This is a genomic window from Massilia sp. UYP32, assembly GCF_050434365.1.
Taxonomy (GTDB): Bacteria; Pseudomonadota; Gammaproteobacteria; order Burkholderiales; family Burkholderiaceae_D; genus Telluria; species Telluria timonae.
Genome location: NZ_JBNDIK010000023.1, coordinates 92,783 through 113,133 on the forward strand (window position 1 = coordinate 92,783; position 20,351 = coordinate 113,133).

Sequence of the window (20,351 nt, forward strand, 5' to 3'; positions counted from 1 at the left end):
GCTACAACGAGACCTTCCGGCCGTTGACGATCACGTTGTCCAGCCGGACGCCGCTGGCGCCGGCGATATCGGGCCTGGGGTCGCGCAGTGCGAGCGCGATGTCCTTGAACACGATGTCGCTGATCTCGGTCTGGCCGGGATTCGGCCGGATGCGCCCGAAACCGCCGTAGCGACCCTCGATGTCCTCCAGCCGGATATTGCGCACGATCGACTTTGGCGGCGGCGCGCCCTTCAGGTCCACGTACTGCGTCCACGGCTGCACCGAGACGATGGCGCCGCGCTCCGACTGCAGGCTCAGCTTGCGCAGGTGAACGTTCTCGTAGTGCTGGGGCGTGTCCGGGCGCAGCTTGAGCACCGCCACGTTGAGCACGTGGCCCGTCACCCGGCAATCCTCGACCAGGATGTCGCGCACCAGGGTCGCTTCGCTGCCCAGCGTCATGACGCTGTGGCCGCGCCGGAATTCGCAGTTGCGCACATGGACGCCGACCACCGGCGGGCTGTCCTTGTCCTGCAGCGCGAACGGTCCCTTGGAGCCCTTGGCGGCGATGCAGTCGTCGGTCACCGAAAAATAACAACCGTCGATCGTCACCCGCTGACAGCTGTCGAGGTCGATCCCGTCGGTGCTCGGCGCCTGCTCGTAATCGTCCGGCACCACGAAGCGCGCATGCTTCACCGTCACGTCCTGACAGCGGTACAGGTGCAGGTTCCAGAACTGCGAATCCTTGAAGGTCACGCCCTCGACCGTCACGCCGCGCGAGCGCTCGATCAGGGCCAGGCGCGCGCGCGGGACGCTGATGTTCGGGAAGTTGCCCGGATCCTTGTAGGCCTTGCGCAGCGTCCAGAACCGATCCCAGATCGGGCGCCCGGCGCCGTCGAGCGTGCCCTCGCCGCTGAGATGGAAACCGTCGCAGCCGTCGGCATTGACCAGCGCCGGGTTGAAGTTCTCGGCGAAGTGGCCCTCGATCCGGGTGCGCCGGACCGGAAAATGCGACAGGTCCGTCGAGCACTTGAGGACCGCCCCCTTGGCCAGGTGCAGGTGGACGCCGGGCTTGAAGAACAACGCCCCACTGACGAAGACGCCGCGCGGCACGACCACCGTCCCGCCGCCGCGCGCGGCCAGCGCATCGATCGTCTGCTGGATGGCGGCGGTGTTGACGGTCTTGTCGTCGGCCACGGCGCCGTAGGCCGTGATGTCGGACCGCTCGGCGCCCGCAGCCAGGGCCGGCGCGGCGCCGGCGCAGAATGGCGCAGCCATGAGCGAGAGCGTCAGGCGCCGGCGAGTGGAATGCGTGTGCGGCATGATCTTGTCTCCTTGCGTGTCATGGTCCCACCAGGCCGGCGGCGCGCGCCGCCTCGTCCAGCGCGTCCCCGACCAGCGCCATGTTCTGGATCGCGGCCAGGCTCCACTGCGCCGAGCCGTTGGTGCCGATGTTCGGCAGCTCGTGGAGCTCGCGCAAGACCGCGACGCCCCCGACCTTTCTAGCCTGCGCGTGCGACTTCATGAAGTTGGACGCGAACAGTTCGCGCCAGGCGCGCAGGGCCAGCGCCCGGTCGCGCTCGTGATGCGCGGCGTAGGCGGAGAGGCGCGAGTGCGAATCGGGCTGGGCCCGGCCGCGCGGCTCGCTGCCCAGCAGCGCGATCAACTCTTCCTTCGGTGCGTTGTAGTAGCGACAGTACTCGAGCCAGGCCTTGCGGTAACCGGGTTCGTCGACCAGGGTCAGGAGCTCGGAACTCATCTCGACCACGCCGAACACGCCGTTCAGTTGCGAGATGCGGGCCTGGTCGCCCGGCCCGCTGAACTTGCCCGTCCTGGGATCGTAGGGCGCGCTTGCTGCGAACCAGCGCCGCTCGAGCGCGCCGATGGTGCGCATGCCGTTCACGATCTTGTCGCGCCAGCGGGTGTCGCCCGTGCGCTCCCATTCGGCCAGCCAGGCCGCGACCAGCGAACCCCAGACGGTGCCGAACGAGGCGGCGACCAGCGCCGGCGCATCGGCCGACCTGCCGGCCGACGGCAGCGCGCCTGGCTTGGCGCCCGGACGCAGCTTGCGGCCGATATCGACCTTGTGCAGGTCGGCGTCGGAATCGAGCAGCTCGCGCATCAGGTCGCCCGTGCGTTCGTCGGCGGTGAGGAAGTAATGGATGCGCCGATAGGCGGCGTTCGACACGCGCGGCTGCTTGGACGAATCGGACCAGTGCTGCACGCCATGGCGCGTGCCGAAGCCCTTGAACGGGCCGGCGTGATACACGTCCACTTCGCCCGTATGCCGCGTCATCGCCTCGGCGAACTTGAAGATGTCGGCGCGGCCGGTGCGCAGGTAGCTGTACCACAGCCACAGGTCGGTCGACAGCTCCGAATTGTCCCAGGCATAGCCGCCGATATCGTAGCGCCACATGTGGCGGTCGTTGTCATAGGCGTGCATCACGTCGCCGTACGACCAGAACCCATACCAGCGGTGCTGCTCGACTTCGCGCAGGTACTGGTCCAGCCTGAATGCGAGATGATCCTCGATCAGCCTGCGCGCCGGCGTGCTGCGGTCGACCACGTCCCAGTCGCCGAACACGCCGCAGGCGTGGATGCGGGCCGGCGCCAGCACCAGCCGGGCCGGATTGGCCACCTGCTCGGCCATGCCTGAAAAATCCTGGTGCGAAGGCGTGGCGCCCAGCACCCACAATTGCAGCTCGGTCGTGCGCGCCACACCGGGCGAGGCGTCCCAACCCGGCTCGTAATCCTCATAGGTGATGTTCAGGCCCGCGATCTGTTCTTCGAAGGTGTCCATGCCGTCGGCCGAGCGGTAGGAGCGCATGTCCATCGCCGGGCTTGACGGTGACCAGAGCCAGGCGGTGACGTCGGCCATGGCGGTCGCAGCGTTACGCACGTCCAGCTGGCTGGGCGTGCGCTGCCAGAAGTCCTTGAAGCCGAGCGCCACGCCGCCCGTCGCGCCGCCGGCATACACCAGTCCCTTCGTCCGTGCGCCGGCATTGGCGTCGATCCAGGCATGCCCGCTGCGGGTGCGCTTGCGCAGCACGAAGCCGTCCGGCGTGGGTTGGGTGAGCGAAAAATCGCCCCACTCGGGAATCCAGCGCAGGCCATCCTGCACCGGCTTGGCCATGCCGGACAGTGGCGGCAGCGCCCTGCCGGCGACCTGCGCGTCCTTGTATTCCTGGCCGGGATCGCGCCGCAGGCCGGTCACCGGCCGCACCGCCTCGCCCCACACGCCGACGCCTTCGCCGGCGAAGCGCACGTGGCGGTCGTGGGTCGCGTCGAGCATGGCTACCCGCGCCGTCACGCCGAGTCCTGCGATGAAATCCCGGGCCGGATCGCCGTCATAGATGAAGGAGTGAACGATGCGCACGCTGTCCGAACCGGCATAGAAGTACAGGCGCACCGAGAACGGGAGCCAGTCGCGCCCGGGCGCCGCGCGCGCCGCGTGCACGCCGTCGAGCTTGACGACGGCCCGCACCGGCCCCTCCTGCTCCAGCGTGACGCGCGTGACCTTGCTGGTGAAGAGTTCGCGGCGCACGCTGCCCGCGCCTTCCGGCTCGGCGCCGTCCTGGCGCAGCGCGACCAGGCGCAGGTGCTGCATCGTCACGCGGCCGGCGCGGGTCGCGCGTTCGACCAGGTATTCGCCGCTCGTCGGCACGGTCCACGTCAGTTCGCCTGCACTCACCGTCAGCGCGTCGGCGGACTGCCTGACCGAAACGCCTGCTTTCACCGCGCCGGCGCCCGCTTCCAGATTCCAGCCGGAGGCGGTCACGCCGCCGGCCACCGCATGCGCCGTCCACTTGAGCGAGCCGTCCGGCCAGTAGGCCAGCGGCCACGATTGCAGCGCCGGCCCGTTGCTGCCCAGGGTAAAGCGCAGGGTCTTGTCGGCCGGCAGGCGCAGGGCGCCGCGCGGCCAGGGCACGCCCAGGGTCGCGCCTTCGAAGCGCGCCGGCGGCTGGCCATCGAGCCAGCGCAGCGCGGTGCCTGCGACCGGCTGGCCTTTGCCGCCGACATTCGCGGTCGCGGCCTGGGCATTGATCGGCGCGCCGGGCACGGCGGCCAGCGCGGCCGCCATCTGCACGAAACGCCTGCGGGAAGGGAGGAATGGTGGCAAGCGGCGTCTCCGATATTTCAGTGCGATGGATTATGCGGCCGTGACCAGCGCCTGGGGCTTCCTGACCAGAAATAATCAAGCAATGGATCGATTCATGTGCGAGCGGCCTGCCACTTCACCGCGTCGACGCCGGCGCGCCGGCAAGCGCGCCACGCAGGGCGCCCGCCTGCGCCGTGGCGTCGACGCCGGCGCGCGGTCCGTTCACGCGCACCAGCACGCTGGCGATCCCGGCCTCGGTCGCGACGACCTGACTGCCGACGATCTCGGCGCCTTCGATGCCGGAGAACGCAACCTGTGCGCCGCTCGAAGGCACCGTAGTGCCATCGGCGTCGCGCAGGCGCGCGCGCAGGAATACCAGGTCGCCCTCGGCCACAGGCACGCCGAGGTCGTCGAGTTCCAGGGCCAGCGTCGTCGCCTGCCGGGGCGTGCGCACCCGGTGCTCGGCCACGACCCGCCCGCCCGCATAGGCCAGCGCCACGAGTTCGCCGGGCGCGTAGCCGCCGGTGTCGAATTCGAGCGGCGGATGCGCCAGGCGCGGATGGACTGTTGAGGGCGCGCTTCGTTGGCGGCCGATCGGCCTGCCGTTCAGGCGCAGCTCGACTTCCTCGGCATTGCTGAACACACGGACGCGCGGATTCGAGCCAGCCTGCCAATAGCTGGCGATGAAGACCATCGGGCCGCCGCCCCAGCGCGGCGAACTCTCCGAAGCGCTACGCTGGGAGCGGAAGAACTCGGCCGCGAACTTGGGCAGACGCTCGATGCTGAGCAATCCCGATTCCTCGAGGTCCGGCGCATAGCCGCGCGCATAGTCGAACATCACCCAGTAGCCGTCGGCGAAGGCCGGCGTGGCGGCGTTGTCGTCATGGGCCTCGGCCACGTTGCGGGCCTGCTGCAGCAACCGCGTTTCGCCGCTGCCCAGCGCCTGGCGGCTCGAACGGTCGGCCGGCTTGAGGTCGGCCCAGGCGTCCTGGTTCAGGCCCGCGTTCATCGCATAGTATTCCCAGTCGCCATACTCGGACACGATCAGCGGCTTGGCCGGCGCCTCGTGCTTGCTGCCGATCCTGTGCTGGCGCGCCTGCAGGTAGAGGTCATAGGTCTGCGGCACCCAGCCGGCGGACCAGGCCTGGTCGCCCGGATACTCCTGGTGCACGGTGGCGTGCAGCGCCCGCACCAGCGGGTCCGGCATGCCGGTCTCGTTGAGCGAGCATTCCCAGGCCACGACACTGGGATGGTTGCGGTCGCGCCGGATCAGGTCGGCGCAGGTTCGCACCACCTGGCGCGCGAAGGCCGGGTCGGGATTGTGGAACTGCCAGCCGGGGATGGCCGGCAAGACCAGCAAGCCCAGTTCGTCGGCCGCCGCCATGAAGGCCGGCGACTGCGGATAATGCGACAGGCGCACGAAGTCGAAGCCGTAGCGCTTGATCAGCAGCGCATCGCGCGCGTCGGCCTGCGCCGACAGCGCATAGCCGACGTAGGGGTATTCCTGGTGACGGTTGACGCCGCGCAGGCGCACGGGCTCGCCGTTGAGCAGCAGGCGCCCGTCCTCGAAGGCCAGGCGGCGCACGCCGATGCGGGTCGCGACCATGTCTTCGCTGCCGGCGGCAACGACCCTCGTCTCCAGCCGGTACAGGTTGGGCGAGCGCGGCGACCACAGTCTCGGCGCGCGCAGGGTGAGCGGCAGCGTGACGTGGCGGCGTTCGCCCGCCGCCAGGCGCAGCTGCTGCTCGGCCTGCGCCACCTGCCTGCCGTCCCATGCCAGCGTGTGGCGCACGGTGACCGCCTGCGCGCTCCGCGACGTGTTGCTGACTTCGGCCTTGACCTCGACCCGCGCCTCGTCCCTGGCGACGCGCGGATAGGTCACGAACACCCCGCCGCCGCCCGGCGTGGCCGAGAGCATTTCGTCCGTGACGTGCACGGCCGGCTTGATCACGAGCCGCACGTCGCGGTAGATGCCGCCGTGCTGGATGTAGTCGAGCTGCTTGAGCGGCTTGGGGCCGGTGATCGGGTTGTCCTCGTTATTGGCGCGCACCACGAGCTCGTTCGCCCCCGTATCACGCAGAACGTCGGTCACGTCGAAGGCGAACGGCAGGTAACCGCCCAGGTGCTGTCCCAGGTGGCGGCCGTTCAGCCAGACGTCGGCCACGTTCATCACGCCCTCGAAACGCAGGATGGCGCGCTCGCCCGGCCGCAGCCTGACGTCCAGGCGCTTCCTGTAGAACACCGTGCCCTGCCACGGCGCCGTGGGCACGCGCGGCTCGATGCGCGCCGCGTGCGGGAGGTTCACCTCGGTCCAGGCGCCGTTTGGCACCTGGTCCGCGCTGGCGAGCTGGCCGCCCTCGTCGCGGAAGAACTGCCAGGAGGCGTTCAGGTTCAGCTCCGCCGCCTGTGCCGGCGCGACGGGCGCCATCGTCAGCACGAGCAGGGCCGCACGAGCCGCGCCAAACAAGATCATGGAAATGTTCATCATTCGCGCACCAGGCTGAAGTCGTCGAGGGCGAGCCAATCGCCATCCTTCCCTTCCGAGTAGACGCCGATCTGCACGCTGCCGGTAGTGACCTGGATGCCGGACAGCGTCACCTCGGTCCACTGCGCCAACTTGTCCGGCAAGGAGCGGGCGATCTCTGCGCCGCCGTGGCCCGACGCGTACAGGCGCGCCACGCGCTGGCCGCCGCCGCTTTTCACCCAGGCCCTGAGCGTGTAGCGGCCGTTCGGCAGCGTGACGTTCTGGATCGCGCTGCCCATCGTCTGTCCCGCATGGCGCAGGCTCAAGGCCCAGCGCCCGGTGCGACCATCGGGCGCGTTCATGAACGGCGCATCGCCCTTGATGCTGGTCCAGCTGCTGATCCATCCGGCGACGCTCGTCTGGCGCACCCTGTCCGCCTCGAAGCCGGGGTTGAGCAGGTAATTATTGCCTTTGCCGACGGCCCAGGCGCCGCGCGCGGCGTCCAGCGTGAATTCGCTGAGCGAGTTGAAGCGCGGCGCCGTGCCCTCGAACGACAGCGGCGCCCAGACATGGTAGCCAAGCCCGTTCCCGGCAAAATTGCTCCAGCGGTCACCCGCATACAGGACCGTGGCGCCGGCGCTGCCCTGGACCGGGATGAAGAAGCCGTTCTGCGACACGTGAGAAAAATCCGCCTCGGTGCCCTCGATGATCCGCTCCGGCGTATACGGGCCGGTGATGTTCGGCGACGTCATGTAGAAGCTGCGCGAGGCGTTCCAGCCGTGCAGGTCGGACGAGCAGAAATAGTACAGGCCCCGGTGCTTGAACATCGCATTGCCTTCGCGCCCGCCGGCCGGCGCGCTGTGGATGTTCGTGGCCGCGTCGACCTGCAGGAAGTCGGACGGCCGCAGCGGCGCCACGTACAACTGGCGCCGGTCGCCGTTGCTGCTGAAGATCAGGTAAGGCTGGCCATCGTCGTCGGTGAACACGGTCTGGTCGCCCGAGGTCGGAGTGGCGACGTTCTCGATGCTCGCCTGCAGGCGTGCGAACACGAAGGGGCCGTTGGGACTGTCGCTGGTGGCGAACAGCACGCCGCCGCCCGTGCCCTTGCTGCTGTACTGGGTGAGCAGCACGTACTTGCCGGTCGCCTTGTGGTACACCACGCCCATGCGTCCCAGCCAGGCCTTCGGATCGTGCAGCGCGCCCAGGCCCTGCGGCGTGAGAACGTCGCCTTCGAAGGTCCAGTTCACCAGGTCGGTCGACGAATAGGCGGTGACCGCGCTGAAGTGCGGCTGAGCGAACGCCTGTCCGGGCGCGTCGGCGTAGCGCACCGCTTCGGCATACTTCACGCCATACCAGTAGTACTTCGCGCCGACCTTGAGCATGCCGCCGCCCTGCGAGTAGATCGGCGTGCCGGCGCTGTCCTTCCAGAAGACGCCATTACGGATGGTGGTTTCGGCGGCGACTGCCTGGTGCGTCGCGCCAGCAAGGGCCAGGCAGGCGATCCAGCCGCTGCGGCGGAAATGCTCGATCATCGGTTCTCCAGTGTGGCGCCCGACGCGCCGGGCATGCGGGCCTTCCCGCTCCGTCCGGCAGTATAAGAGCCACCTGCCGCCTGCGGCGACGATCCTCCGATCAACATGCTGAGCAATCCTCCGCTTGCCGTTCGGGCCTGGGACACACCGCCCATAATGACAGTCTGTCCATCCTGTACGGAACCCGACCCAGCATGCATCGTCTCGTCTCATCGATCATCGCATTCGCGGCCACCGCCCTGTTCCCGGTGCAGGCGCAGGACGTGGCGCCCGCGCCCGCGCTCGAGGGTTTCACCGCCGACCCGTCGATCCGGGTGTTCGGCGACACGTATTATCTTTACCCGACGTCCGACAAGCCGAACTGGATGACCACCGACTTCTCGGTCTGGTCCTCGAAGGACCTCGTCAAGTGGAAGAAGGAGCGGATGGTGCTGGACGTCGCCAACGATGTGAAGTGGGCGAATATCAAGGCCTGGGCGCCCGACGCCATCGAGCGCAACGGCACGTATTATTTCTACTTCAGCGCCGACCACAAGATCGGCGTGGCCACCGCCAAATCGCCGCGCGGACCGTTCGTCGACGCCCTCGGCGCGCCGCTGCTGGTGCGCACCAGCACGATGACGACGAATACGATCGATCCCTACCCCTTCATCGACGACGACGGCCAGGCCTATCTGTACTGGGGCAACGGCATCGAGGCCAACGCCTACAAGCTCAAGCCGGACATGGTCAGCGTCGAAGGCGAGGTGCATCGCATCCCGATGAAGGATTTCCGCGAAGGCGTGGTGGTGTTCAAGCGCCAGGGCAAGTATTACTTCATGTGGTCGATCGACGACGCGCGCAGCCCACATTACCGGGTCGGCTGGGGCACGGCGGATTCGCCATTGGGACCGGTGAAAGCGGCGACGAAGAACTTCATCGTCCTGCAAAAGAACGGCGCGGCGGTCGGCACCGCCCACCACAGCGTGGTCCAGGTGCCCGGCACCGACCGCTGGTATGTGGCCTACCACCGCCATGCCATCCCGGACGGCAACGGCTACCAGCGCCAGACCGTGCTGGCGAAGATGAGCTTCGACGCCGACGGCAACATCCTGCCGATGGACCCGATGCAACCGGCCTTCCAGCCTGGCGATGTCGGCGAGCCGATCGTCGACGGCAAGGGCTTGAACGGCGGCGTGTCCGCGGGCCGCCCCAACTACCTGCTCGCCCACTTCACCAGCGAGACCGCCGACGGCGAGCAGATCCACTTTGCCACCAGCCAGGACGGCTATCTTTGGTCCGACCTGAACGGCTCGAAGCCCATCCTGCGCAGCACGACGGGCGAACAGGGCGTGCGCGATCCGGCGATCGTGCGCTCGCCGCGGGGCGACAAGTTCTGGATTCTCGCCACCGATCTGCGCATCGCCAACGGCAAGGGCTGGCAAGCCGCCATGCACAAGGGCAGCACGAAACTGATGATCTGGGAATCGACCAACCTGGTCGACTGGTCGGCGCCGCGCCTGGTGGACGTGGCCGGCGCCATTCCCGATGCCGGCTGCGCCTGGGCGCCCGAAGCCATCTACGACGAGCGCAGCGGCGACTACCTCGTCTACTGGGCCACGATTTCGCCGGCCAACGGCGTCACCAAGCCGCGCATCTATTATTCACGCACGCGCGACTTCGTCCGCTTCACGCCGGCCACGCTGTATATCGACCGTCCCGGCGCGCATGGGCTGATCGACACCCAGATCGTCAAGATCGACGATCCGCGCTCACGGTATCGCTACGTCCGCGCTTCCGGCGATGGCCAGCTGACGCTGGAGGGCGCCAATGAACTCCTGGGCCAGTGGGACATCCTGGGCGACCTGCGGCCGCTCGGCCTGACCGGCAAGGACGTCGAAGGGCCGATCCTGTTCAGGGTCGCGCAGAGCGGCGAATGGGCCATGTGGGTCGACCAGTACGCGCGCAAGGCCGGCTACCTGGCGCTGACCAGCGACGACCTGACGCGGCCAGAGCGCTTGCGGCGCGCGGACCCGGCCAGGATCGACCATGGCCACAGCAAGAAGCGCCACGGCGCCATCCTGAATATCAGCAGCGACGAATACCGGCGCCTCATGGCCCGCTGGCCTGTTGCCGCGCCACGCACAGCGAGCCCGCCATGATGCGCCACCTGCCGCCCGCCCTCCTCTTCTGCATCGCCGCCGGCGCACATGCCGCCAACCCGATCGTGACCGACATCTTCACCGCCGACCCGGCCGTGGTGGTCGACGGCAAGCGCCTCTACCTGTACACGGGCCGCGACGAAGCCAGTCCGGGCGAGACGACCTACAGGATGAACGAGTGGCGCGTGTTCTCGACCTGCGATATGCGCAACTGGACCGATCACGGCGTCGCCGCCATGGTCAAGACCTTCGCCTGGGCCAAGGCCGATGCGTTTGCCGCCGACGTCGTCAGGCACAAGGGAAAATATTACCTGTATGCGCCGGTCAAGCACGCCACGATCCCCGGCTTCGCGATCGGCGTCGGCGTGTCGGACACGCCCACCGGACCGTTCAGGGATGCGCGCGGCTCGGCCCTGGTGACCAACGACATGACGCGCGAAACGCCGAACGGCTGGGACGACATCGACCCGGCCGTGTTCGTGGACGACGACGGCCAGGCCTATATGTACTTCGGAAACAAGGTGCTCAAGTACGTCAGGCTCAAGCCGAACATGATCGAGCTCGATGGCACGATCCGGACCGTGGGCCTGTTCAATTTCGAAGAAGCGCCCTGGCTGCACAAGCGCGACGGGGTGTACTACCTGAGCTATGCGAGCGGCCTGCCCGAGGTGATCGCCTATGCGACGGGCCCGAGCCCGACCGGCCCCTGGACCTATCGCGGCGTGATCATGGACAAGAACAAGGTGACGCACACGATCCACCAGGCGTTCGCCGACTTCAACGGCAAATCCTATGTGTTCTACCATAACGAGATGGTATCGAACGCCGATTACCGCCGTTCGGTCGCGGTCGAGGAATTCAGCTACGGGAAGGACGGCGCGATTCCCCGCATCGCCCAGACCCGCGCCGGCCCGGCGGCCAATCCGGCGCCGGGCTGCAACAACTAGATCACACTCCGACCATCGAAACGGCCTTGGTGTTGAGGTAGGATTCCAGCGCCTCCGGACCGCCTTCGGAACCGTAGCCCGAATCCTTGACGCCGCCGAACGGAAGTTCGGCGCTTGGCGTGGCCGGCTGGTTGATCCACAGCATGCCGACTTCGACGCGGTTCATCAGGAGCTGGGCGTTCTTGATCGAGCTGGTGAAGGCATAGCCGGCCAGGCCGTACGGCAGGCGGTTGGCCTCCTGGATCGCATCCTCGAGGCTGTCGAAGCCGCGGATCGCCGCCACCGGGCCGAACGGCTCGTCGTTGAACACGCTCGCCTCCAGGGGCACGTCGGCCAGGATGGTCGGCGCGAAGAAGTTGCCGGCGTCGCCGACGCGCGCGCCGCCGGTGGCGACCACCGCGCCCTTGGCGCGCGCGTCGTCCACCAGCTGCGACATCGCGGTCAGGCGGCGTGGATTGGCCAGCGGCCCGAGCGTGGTGCCTTCCTGCAGGCCGTCACCGAGCTTGAGGCTTTCGGCATGCTTGACCAGCGCGCGGGTAAACTCGTCCTTGACCGCGTTGTGCACCAGGAAGCGGGTCGGCGAGATGCACACCTGGCCCGCATTGCGGAACTTGGCGCCGCCGGCGGCCTTGACGGCCAGCGCGACGTCGGCGTCGGCCGCGACGATCACCGGCGCATGGCCGCCCAATTCCATGGTCACGCGCTTCATGTGGGCGCCCGCCAGGGCGGCCAGCTGCTTGCCGACCGGGGTCGAGCCGGTGAAGGTGACCTTGCGGATGACCGGGTGCGGGATCAGGTAGCCGGAGATTTCGGCCGGGTCGCCGAACACCAGGCCGACCACGCCCGGCGGCACGCCGGCGTCGACGAAGCACTGGAACAGCGCGGCCGGCGACGCCGGGGTTTCTTCCGGCGCCTTGCACAGGAAGGAGCAGCCGGTGGCCAGCGCCGCGGCCAGCTTGCGCACGACCTGGTTGATCGGGAAGTTCCACGGCGTGAAGGCGGCGACCGGGCCGACCGGTTCCTTCAGCACCAACTGCTGGGCGGCCGGATTGCGCGATGGGACGATGCGGCCATACACGCGCATGCCTTCTGCGGCGAACCAGTCGATGATCTCGGCGCCGGCCAAGGCTTCCATCTTCGCTTCGGCCAGCGGCTTGCCCTGTTCCTGGGTCAGGAGGCGCGCGATGTCGCCGGCGCGCTCGCGCAGCAGGTTGGCGGCGCGGCGCATGGTGGCGGCGCGCTCGGCGGCGGGAACGAAGCGCCAGGCCTCGAAACCTTTCTGGGCGGCGGCCAGCGCGCGGTCCAGGTCGGCGATGGCGGCATGGGCCACGTTGCCGATCGGCTGTCCCGTGGCCGGGTTGACCACGGGAATGGTCTTGCCGCCGGTGGCGTCGACCCATTCGTTGGCGATCAGGAGGCGGATGTCGGGATAGCTGGAGGTCGTCATGAGCATCAAGGTCCGGTTGGTAAAGCGTTCATGATAGTCCTTTTCGCGAAGGTTGGCCGAGAGCGCCACGATATGGCCGCTCACGCCCGGCCCTTGCCGGCCACGGTCCTGTCCAGGACAGCGCGTATCGTGCGCCCGGTCGATATTTGTGGCCAGGTGACATAGAATCACCCGGCATTCGTACCTGATTCAGATGTCCACGGAAAGTGCACACCTGCGCCCGCTGGACCGCGGAGTACCTGCCATGCTCATCCCCCAAGCCCGCGTCGCCCCCGCCGCGAACCAGGAGGCGCCGGCGGTCCTGCTGGTCAATGACGACCCGGGCGCGCTGTTCGCCCTGCGCAGCGTGCTTGGCGACCTCGACGCCGACCTCGTCACCGCCAGCTCCGGCGAACAGGCCCTGCTGCGCCTGCTCAAGCAGGATTTCTGCGTCATCCTCATGGACGTCAAGATGGCCGGCCTGGACGGCTTCGAGACCGCGCGCCTGGTGCGTGCCCGGCCGCGCTCGCGCGCCACGCCGATCGTGTTCCTGACTTCGCACCGCGCGAGCGACCTCGATCGCAGCCGCGGCTTCGAGGTCGGCGCGAGCGACTACGTGTTCATGCCGGTGGCGCCCGAAGTGCTCAAGGCGAAGGTTCAGGCTTTCCTCGATGGCGCGCCCGAGCGGCGCCCCGTGCGCGCCCTGGCGCCCGGGGCGCACGGCGAGGCGCCGGACGCCGGCATCGAACGCCTGATCCTCGAGCACGCGGGCGACTACGTCGCGCTGCTCGACCCTGCCGGGGCCTGGCTGTACACCAGCCCCAGCTACCGCGCCGAGTTCGGCGCCGCCGTCGGCCCCGGCGCGCGCTACCTGGAGATCGTGCAGGTGGACGATCGCGAGCGGGTGCGCGCCCTGGTCGAGCACCCGCCCGCCGGCGAATCCCACTGGCGCCTGCAGTACCGCGTGCTGGGCCGCAGCGAGCGGTATTTCGAATCCGACGCCAGCCTGATCCGCGCGCCGAACGGCGCCGTCTCGCAACTGGTGCTGATCTCGCGCGACATCACCGAGCGCAAGGAAATGGAGGCCTACGTGCTGCACCAGTCCTTCCACGACAGCCTGACCGGCCTGCCGAACCGGCTCTTGCTGCTCGACCGCCTGGGCCAGGCCACGGCCCAGCGCGAACGCCAGCGCGCCCAGGTCGCGGTGCTGTTTCTCGACCTCGACCATTTCAAGGAAGTCAACGACACCCTCGGCCACGCCGCCGGCGACCGCCTGCTGCAGGTGGTGGCCGAGCGCCTGGCCGCCAGCGTGCGCGAGGGCGATACGGTGGCGCGGGTCGGCGGCGACGAGTTCGTGGTGATGCTGGTCGAGCTGCACCAGCTGGCCGACGCAGCGCTGGTGGCCGAGAAGATCATCTCCGCCGTCTCGGAAGCCTGCCAGATCGAGGGCAGCGAGCTGCACATCGTGCCCAGCATCGGGATGGCCATCTTTCCCGGCGACGGCGGCGACCCCGACACGCTGCTGCGCAACGCCGACATCGCGATGTACCACGCCAAGCGCGACGGCGGCGCCCACTACTGCTTCTTCACGGCGCAGATGCAGGAGGTGGCCAGCCACCGCCTGGCGCTCGGCAGCGCGCTGCAGCGCGCGATCCGCAACGACGAGTTCGTGATGCACTACCAGCCGAAGGTGCAGGCCGCCAGCGGCGCCATCATCGGCTTCGAGGCCCTGATCCGCTGGCCGCAGGCCGACGGGGCCACGATCTCGCCCAGCCAGTTCATCCCGATCGCCGAGGAAACCGGGCGCATCGACCCGATCGGCGCCTGGGCGATCCGCCAGGTGGCGGCCGAGCTGCAGCGCTGGACCGGGCTCGGCTTCGCCGACGTCCCGATCGCGGTCAATGTCTCGGCGCTGCAGTTCCGGCGCGAGGACGTAGCGCGCTGCCTGGGCGCCGCGGTGGACGCGGCGCGCATCGAGCCGGCCATGCTCGAGGTCGAGCTGACCGAATCGGGCGTGATGAGCAACCCGGCCCAGGCGATCGAGACCCTGCACCAGATCCACGCGCTGGGCATGACGATCGCGATCGACGACTTCGGCACCGGCTACTCTTCGCTCGCCTACCTGAAGCGCTTTCCGATCGACAAGCTCAAGATCGACGCCTCCTTCGTGCGCGACATCGCCACCGACCCCAGCGACGCCGCGATCGTGCTGGCCATCATCGGCCTGGCCCACGTGCTCGACCTGACCGTGATCGCCGAAGGGGTCGAAACCCGGGAACAGGTGGACTTCCTGGTCGCCCACGGCTGCGACGAATTGCAGGGGAACTACTTCAGCGCCGCGGTTTCCAACGAAGATGCGGTCGGCCTGCTCAGGCGCGGACCGTTCCGCATCGAGGCCACCGGGGAACACGATGACAACCGAGCAGGCGGCGCCTGAGCGCCGCGTCAAGGCACGTCGCACGCCGGGCCGGCGTGCGCTCGACGCCGCCGCCCACGAACGCCGCGGCGGGCGCGCCGGGGCCGGCATCGGCATCAGCGCGCCCGACGGCGCGGGCGGCGCGCCGTCCCAGGCGCTGCTGCTGGACGCGCTGATGGCCTTGCGCGCGGGCGACTTCAGCGTACGCCTGCCGCACGACTGGACCGGCATCGACGGCAAGATCGCCGACGCCGTCAACGACATCGTCGCCACCCACGGCAAGCTGGCCGGCGCGGTCGAGCAGGTCTCGGTAGCGGTCGGCATCGAGGGCCGCCTGGGCCAGCGCATGACCCTCGACAAGACCGACGGCGCCTGGGGCGACGAGGTCGACGCCATCAATTCGATGATCGACAACCTGGTGCAGCCGGTGCGCGAGGTCGGCCGGGTGATCGGCGCCGTCGCGCGCGGCGTGCTCACCGAGAGCATGCTGCTCGAGATCGAAGGCCGTCCGCTGCGCGGCGAATTCCTCAGGAACGCCAATACGATCAACACCTTGCTCGACCAGCTCAACAATTTTTCGAGCGAGGTGTCGCGGGTGGCGCGCGAAGTCGGCACCGACGGCAAGCTGGGCGGCCAGGCCCAGGTCGAGGGCGCCTCGGGCGTGTGGCGCGACCTCACCGACAACGTCAACCGCATGGCCAGCAACCTCACCGGCCAGGTGCGCAATATCGCCGAAGTGACCACCGCCGTGGCCGAGGGCGACCTGTCGCGCAAGATCACGGTCGACGTCAGCGGCGAGATCCTGCGCCTGAAGGACACCATCAACCTGATGGTGGACCAGCTGAACGGCTTCGCCGGCGAAGTCACGCGGGTGGCGCGCGAGGTCGGCCTTGAAGGCAAGCTGGGGGGCCAGGCCGAGGTCAAGGATGTGGGCGGCGTGTGGAAGGACCTGACCGACAGCGTCAACGCCATGGCCAGCAACGTCACCGGCCAGGTGCGCAACATCGCCGAGGTGACCACCGCCGTGGCGCGCGGCGACCTGTCGCGCAAGATTACGGCCGACGCCCGCGGCGAGGTGCTCGAGCTGAAGAACACGGTCAACATCATGGTCGACCAGCTCAACGCCTTTTGCAGCGAGGTGACGCGGGTGGCGCGCGAGGTCGGCACCGAGGGCAAGCTGGGCGGCCAGGCCGAGGTGAAGGACGTGTCGGGCGTGTGGAAGGACCTGACCGACAGCGTCAACGCCATGGCCGGCAACCTGACGGTGCAGCTGCGCGACGTGTCGAAGGTGGCGACCGCCATCGCCAACGGCGACCTGGGACGCAAGATCACGGTCGAGGTCCAGGGCGAGATCCTGCAGATCAAGGACGTCATCAACGTGATGGTCGACCAGCTCAAGAGCTTTTCGGGCGAGGTCACGCGGGTGGCGGTCGAAGTCGGCACCGAGGGCCGCCTGGGCGGCCAGGCCGAGGTCGCGGGCGTGTCGGGCGTGTGGAAGAACCTGACCGACAGCGTCAACCTGATGGCCAGCAATCTCACCGACCAGGTGCGCAACATCGCCACCGTCACCACCGCGGTGGCCAACGGCGACCTGTCGAAGACCATCACGGTCGACGTCCATGGCGAGGTGCTGCAGCTCAAGCAGACCATCAACACCATGGTCGACCAGTTGCGCGGCTTCGCCGGCGAAGTCACGCGGGTGGCGCGCGAGGTCGGCACCGAGGGCCGCCTGGGCGGCCAGGCCTACGTGCCGGCGGTGGCCGGCGTGTGGAAGGACCTCACCGACAACGTGAACCTGATGGCCAGCAACCTGACCGGCCAGGTGCGCAATATCGCCACCGTCACCACGGCGGTGGCCAATGGCGACCTGTCGCGCAAGATCACGGTGGACGTGCAGGGCGAGATCCTGGAGCTGAAAAACACTGTCAACATCATGGTCGACCAGCTCAACGCCTTCTGCGCCGAAGTCACGCGCGTCGCGCGCGAGGTGGGCACCGAGGGCCGGCTGGGCGGCCAGGCCCAGGTCAAGGGCGTCTCGGGCGTGTGGAAGGACCTGACCGACAGCGTCAACCTGATGGCCGCCAACCTGACCGACCAGGTGCGCGGCATGGCCAAGGTGGTGACCGGGGTCGCCGTCGGCAACCTGAAGCAGAAGATGGTGGTGCCGGCCAAGGGCGAGGTGGCGGCGCTGGCCGACACCATCAACGACATGGTCGACACGCTGGCCACCTTCAGCGACCAGGTGACGCGGGTGGCGCGCGAGGTGGGCGTCGAGGGCCGCCTGGGCGGCCAGGCGACCGTGCCCGGCGCCGCCGGCAGCTGGCGCGACCTGGTCGACAACGTCAACGAGCTGGCCGCCAACCTGTCGACCCAGGTGCGCGCGATCGGCGAAGTGGCGACCGCCGTCACCAAGGGCGACCTCGGGCGCTCGATCGCGGTGGCGGCGCGCGGCGAGGTGGCCGACCTGAAGGACAACGTCAACCAGATGATCCGCAACCTCAAGCAGACCACCGAGCGCAACACCGAGCAGGACTGGCTCAAGACCAACCTGGCGCGCCTGAACCGCATGCTGCAGGGCCAGCGCGACATCATGACGGTCTCGCGCATGCTGCTGTCGGAGCTCGCGCCGCTGGTCGCGGCCCAGCACGCGGTGCTGTACCTGATGCAGGCGCCGCGCCACGGCAAGGCGGCGCCGGGCGCCTCAGGTTCCACTCCCATGCTCACCCTGATGGCCAGCTACGGCTACCAGGAGCGCAAGAACCTGTCGCGCGAGTGGCGCGTCGGCGAAGGCCTGGTGGGCCAGGCCGCGTTCGAGAAGCAGCGCATCCTGGTCGCCAACCTGCCTGACGACTACATTCAGATCGTGTCCGGGCTGGGCCAGGCCAGTCCGCGCAATATCGTGCTGCTGCCGATCCTGTTCGAGGGCCAGGTGAAGGCGGTGATCGAGCTGGCCTCGTTCGAGGCGTTCCAGGCGATCCACCTGAACTTCCTGGACCAGCTGTCGGACGGCCTGGGCATCGTGTTCAATTCGATCGAGACGGCGTCCGGCACCGAGATGCTGCTGCGCCAGCAGGCGCAGAAGCTCGAAAACGAATTCAAGTCGCAGCAGACCGAACTCAAGGACATCAACGCCGAGCTGGAACGCAAGGCGCACCAGCTGGCCGACCAGAATACCGAGGTCGAAGCCAAGAACCGCCAGATCGAGGAAGCCCGCCGCAGCCTGCAAGAGAAGGCCGAGCAGCTGTCCCTGACCTCGCGCTACAAGTCCGAATTCCTGGCCAATATGTCGCACGAGCTCAGGTCGCCCCTGAACAGCCTGCTCCTGCTGGCCGAGCAGCTGCGCCTGAACCGCGAGCGCAACCTGAGCGACAGGCAGATCGAGATGGTGAAGGTGATGTATTCGTCGGGACGCGACCTGCTGAACGTGATCAACGACATCCTCGACCTGTCGAAGATCGAGGCCGGCAGCGTCTCGCTCGACCTGGCCGACGTGGCGCCGGCCGCGCTGGCGGCCGACCTCGAGAAAAGCATGCGTTACCAGTTCGAGGCCAAGGGGCTGACGTTCCGGATCGACTTCGCGCCCGACCTGCCGCCGCTGCTGCGCACCGACGGCCAGCGCGTCAAGCAGTTGCTGACCAACCTGTTGTCCAACGCCCTGAAGTTCACCTCGAAGGGCGGCGTGACGCTGGCGGCGCGCATCGCCGGCAGCGGCTGGACGCGCGACCAGCCGGCGCTGGAGCATGCGCCGCGGGTGGTGGCCTTCAGCGTCACCGACACCGGCATCGGCATCCCGCTGGACAAGCGCCAGATGATCTTCGAGGCATTCCAGCAGGCCGACGCCAGCACCTCGCGGCGCTACGGCGGCACCGGCCTGGGACTGGCGATCAGCCGCGAGATTGCGCGCCTGCTCGACGGCGAACTGAGCGTGGAGAGCGAGGAAGGCGTGGGCAGCACCTTCACCTTCTTCCTGCCGCAGCAGGCCCCGGGGACCGCTGCGCCGGATGGCGACGCCATCCGCCAGCGCCTGAACCATCGCATGCGCAATGGCGGCAACGGCAACAACGGCGGCAACGGCGCGCCCGCCGGCCAAACCAGCGGCACCTCCGCCGCCGGGTTCCCGCGTGCGCCGGCGCATCAGAGCGCCCCGCTGCTGCTGGTGATCGAGGACGACCCGGTGTTCGCGCGCACGCTGCAGGACATGGCGCGCGAGCGCGGCTTCGACACGCTGGTCGCGGACAACGGCGAGGACGGCTTCATGCTGGCCCAGCGCAACCGGCCGGATGCGATCACGCTCGACCTCGAGCTGCCCGACACCGACGGCTGGGACATCGCCGACCGCCTCAAGTCCGACCATGCGACGGGCGCCATTCCGGTGCACGTGATCTCGGTGCGCGACCGCCCCGGACGCGGCGCCCGGCACGGCGTGGCCAGCTACACCACCAAGCCAGCCGACCTGGCGACGCTGGCCCAGGTGTTCGCCGACCTGACCGCCCAGCTGGCGCCGCCGATCCGGGTCCTGCTGCTGGCGGCCGACAACCGCGCCCGCCGGGAGGCGATCACCCAGGTGCTGGCCGGGCCCGGACGGGCGCTCGACCTGGTCGCCGACGCCCCGGCGGCGCTGGCCGCGCTGGAACGGCATGCCTACCAGGGCATCGTGATCGACGTCGACCTGGCCGGCGCGAACGGCATCGATTTACTGCGCAAGATGCGCGGCGATCCGGTCCTGGCGCACATCCCGGCCGTGCTGTACGCCGAGCGCATGCTCGATCCGGCCACGCTCGAGCAACTGGCCGAACTGGATGCCGCGGTGCTCGGCCATGACGGGCAGTCGCTGGCCGAGAAGACGGCAGCGGTATCCGCCTTCCTGGAACGGATCAGGGAAGACGTCGAGGCGTCCGCACCCGACCCGGCCGCACGCCCGGAGGCCGCCGAGATCCTGCACGGCAAGTGCGCGCTGATCGTCGACGACGACGTGCGCAACCTGTTCGCGCTGACCGGGATGCTCGAGAATGCCGGCATGATGGTCAATGCGGTCGAATCGGGCAAGGAGGCGCTCAGGCAGCTCGACATCCATCCCGGCATCGACATCGTCCTCATGGACATCATGATGCCGGACCTGGACGGTTACGAGACCACGCGCCGGATTCGCGCCGATCCCCGCTTCGCCCACCTGCCCATCATTGCCCTCACGGCCAAGGCGATGCTGGAGGATCGCGCCAAGTGCCTGGCGGCGGGGGCGTCGGATTATGCGTCGAAGCCGGTGGATAGCGGGCAGTTGCTGGCGCAGCTGGGGGTGTGGCTGGATCGGCAGGCGGTGGACCGGGAGTAGGCAGTCTTTCGAACCCGCGT

Annotated in this window: 9 protein-coding genes; 4 read left to right on the top strand and 5 right to left on the bottom strand. The window is 68.7% G+C overall.

The features are described 5' to 3' along the window. Nucleotide 1 precedes the first annotated feature (1 nt). From ABIB42_RS18510 to ABIB42_RS18525, 4 genes are all read right to left on the bottom strand, one after another. A complete protein-coding gene (locus ABIB42_RS18510; protein ID WP_429248779.1) occupies nucleotides 2–1,300 on the bottom strand; it encodes a glycoside hydrolase family 28 protein in 1,299 nt (432 codons plus the stop codon). 19 nt (nucleotides 1,301–1,319) lie between these two features. After that, complete coding sequence (locus tag ABIB42_RS18515; protein WP_429248780.1) at nucleotides 1,320–4,097, bottom strand: Tat pathway signal sequence domain protein; 2,778 nt, start codon at nucleotides 4,095–4,097, stop codon at nucleotides 1,320–1,322. Nucleotides 4,098–4,212: 115 nt separating this feature from the next. Then, nucleotides 4,213–6,549, bottom strand: a complete 2,337-nt coding sequence (locus ABIB42_RS18520) for a glycoside hydrolase family 2 TIM barrel-domain containing protein (RefSeq protein WP_429248781.1) — start codon at nucleotides 6,547–6,549, stop codon at nucleotides 4,213–4,215. 11 nt (nucleotides 6,550–6,560) lie between these two features. Beyond that, on the bottom strand, nucleotides 6,561–8,072 hold the full coding sequence (locus ABIB42_RS18525) for a family 43 glycosylhydrolase (RefSeq protein WP_429248782.1): 1,512 nt from the start codon (nucleotides 8,070–8,072) through the stop codon (nucleotides 6,561–6,563). 194 nt (nucleotides 8,073–8,266) lie between these two features. On the opposite strand from ABIB42_RS18525, the gene ABIB42_RS18530 reads away from it, so the two are divergent. Both ABIB42_RS18530 and ABIB42_RS18535 read left to right on the top strand, forming a co-directional pair. Then, nucleotides 8,267–10,213: a family 43 glycosylhydrolase gene (locus ABIB42_RS18530; RefSeq protein WP_005667562.1), complete on the top strand. Its 1,947-nt coding sequence runs from the start codon at nucleotides 8,267–8,269 to the stop codon at nucleotides 10,211–10,213. Beyond that, on the top strand, nucleotides 10,210–11,160 hold the full coding sequence (locus ABIB42_RS18535) for a glycoside hydrolase family 43 protein (protein ID WP_005667565.1): 951 nt from the start codon (nucleotides 10,210–10,212) through the stop codon (nucleotides 11,158–11,160). Before ABIB42_RS18530 ends, ABIB42_RS18535 begins: the two co-directional genes overlap by 4 nt. 1 nt (nucleotide 11,161) lies before the next feature. On the opposite strand, the gene ABIB42_RS18540 is transcribed toward ABIB42_RS18535, so the two are convergent. Then, entirely contained in the window at nucleotides 11,162–12,607 is a 1,446-nt protein-coding gene (locus ABIB42_RS18540; protein WP_040776774.1) for an NAD-dependent succinate-semialdehyde dehydrogenase, read from the bottom strand. Nucleotides 12,608–12,851: 244 nt separating this feature from the next. On the opposite strand from ABIB42_RS18540, the gene ABIB42_RS18545 reads away from it, so the two are divergent. After that, the gene (locus ABIB42_RS18545; protein WP_429248783.1) at nucleotides 12,852–15,023 is read left to right on the top strand and encodes a putative bifunctional diguanylate cyclase/phosphodiesterase; all 2,172 of its coding nucleotides are present in this window, start codon (nucleotides 12,852–12,854) and stop codon (nucleotides 15,021–15,023) included. Continuing rightward, nucleotides 14,998–20,331, top strand: a complete 5,334-nt coding sequence (locus ABIB42_RS18550; RefSeq protein WP_429248784.1) for a HAMP domain-containing protein — start codon at nucleotides 14,998–15,000, stop codon at nucleotides 20,329–20,331. Before ABIB42_RS18545 ends, ABIB42_RS18550 begins: the two co-directional genes overlap by 26 nt. The last annotated feature ends 20 nt before the right edge of the window (nucleotides 20,332–20,351 follow it).

Coding starts and splice junctions, on each gene's coding strand:
- ABIB42_RS18510 (WP_429248779.1), bottom strand. CDS start 1,300: ATGCCGCACACGCATTCCACTCGCCGGCGCCTGACGCTCTCGCTCATG.
- ABIB42_RS18520 (WP_429248781.1), bottom strand. CDS start 6,549: ATGATCTTGTTTGGCGCGGCTCGTGCGGCCCTGCTCGTGCTGACGATG.
- ABIB42_RS18525 (WP_429248782.1), bottom strand. CDS start 8,072: ATGATCGAGCATTTCCGCCGCAGCGGCTGGATCGCCTGCCTGGCCCTT.
- ABIB42_RS18530 (WP_005667562.1), top strand. CDS start 8,267: ATGCATCGTCTCGTCTCATCGATCATCGCATTCGCGGCCACCGCCCTG.
- ABIB42_RS18535 (WP_005667565.1), top strand. CDS start 10,210: ATGATGCGCCACCTGCCGCCCGCCCTCCTCTTCTGCATCGCCGCCGGC.
- ABIB42_RS18540 (WP_040776774.1), bottom strand. CDS start 12,607: ATGACGACCTCCAGCTATCCCGACATCCGCCTCCTGATCGCCAACGAA.
- ABIB42_RS18545 (WP_429248783.1), top strand. CDS start 12,852: ATGCTCATCCCCCAAGCCCGCGTCGCCCCCGCCGCGAACCAGGAGGCG.
- ABIB42_RS18550 (WP_429248784.1), top strand. CDS start 14,998: ATGACAACCGAGCAGGCGGCGCCTGAGCGCCGCGTCAAGGCACGTCGC.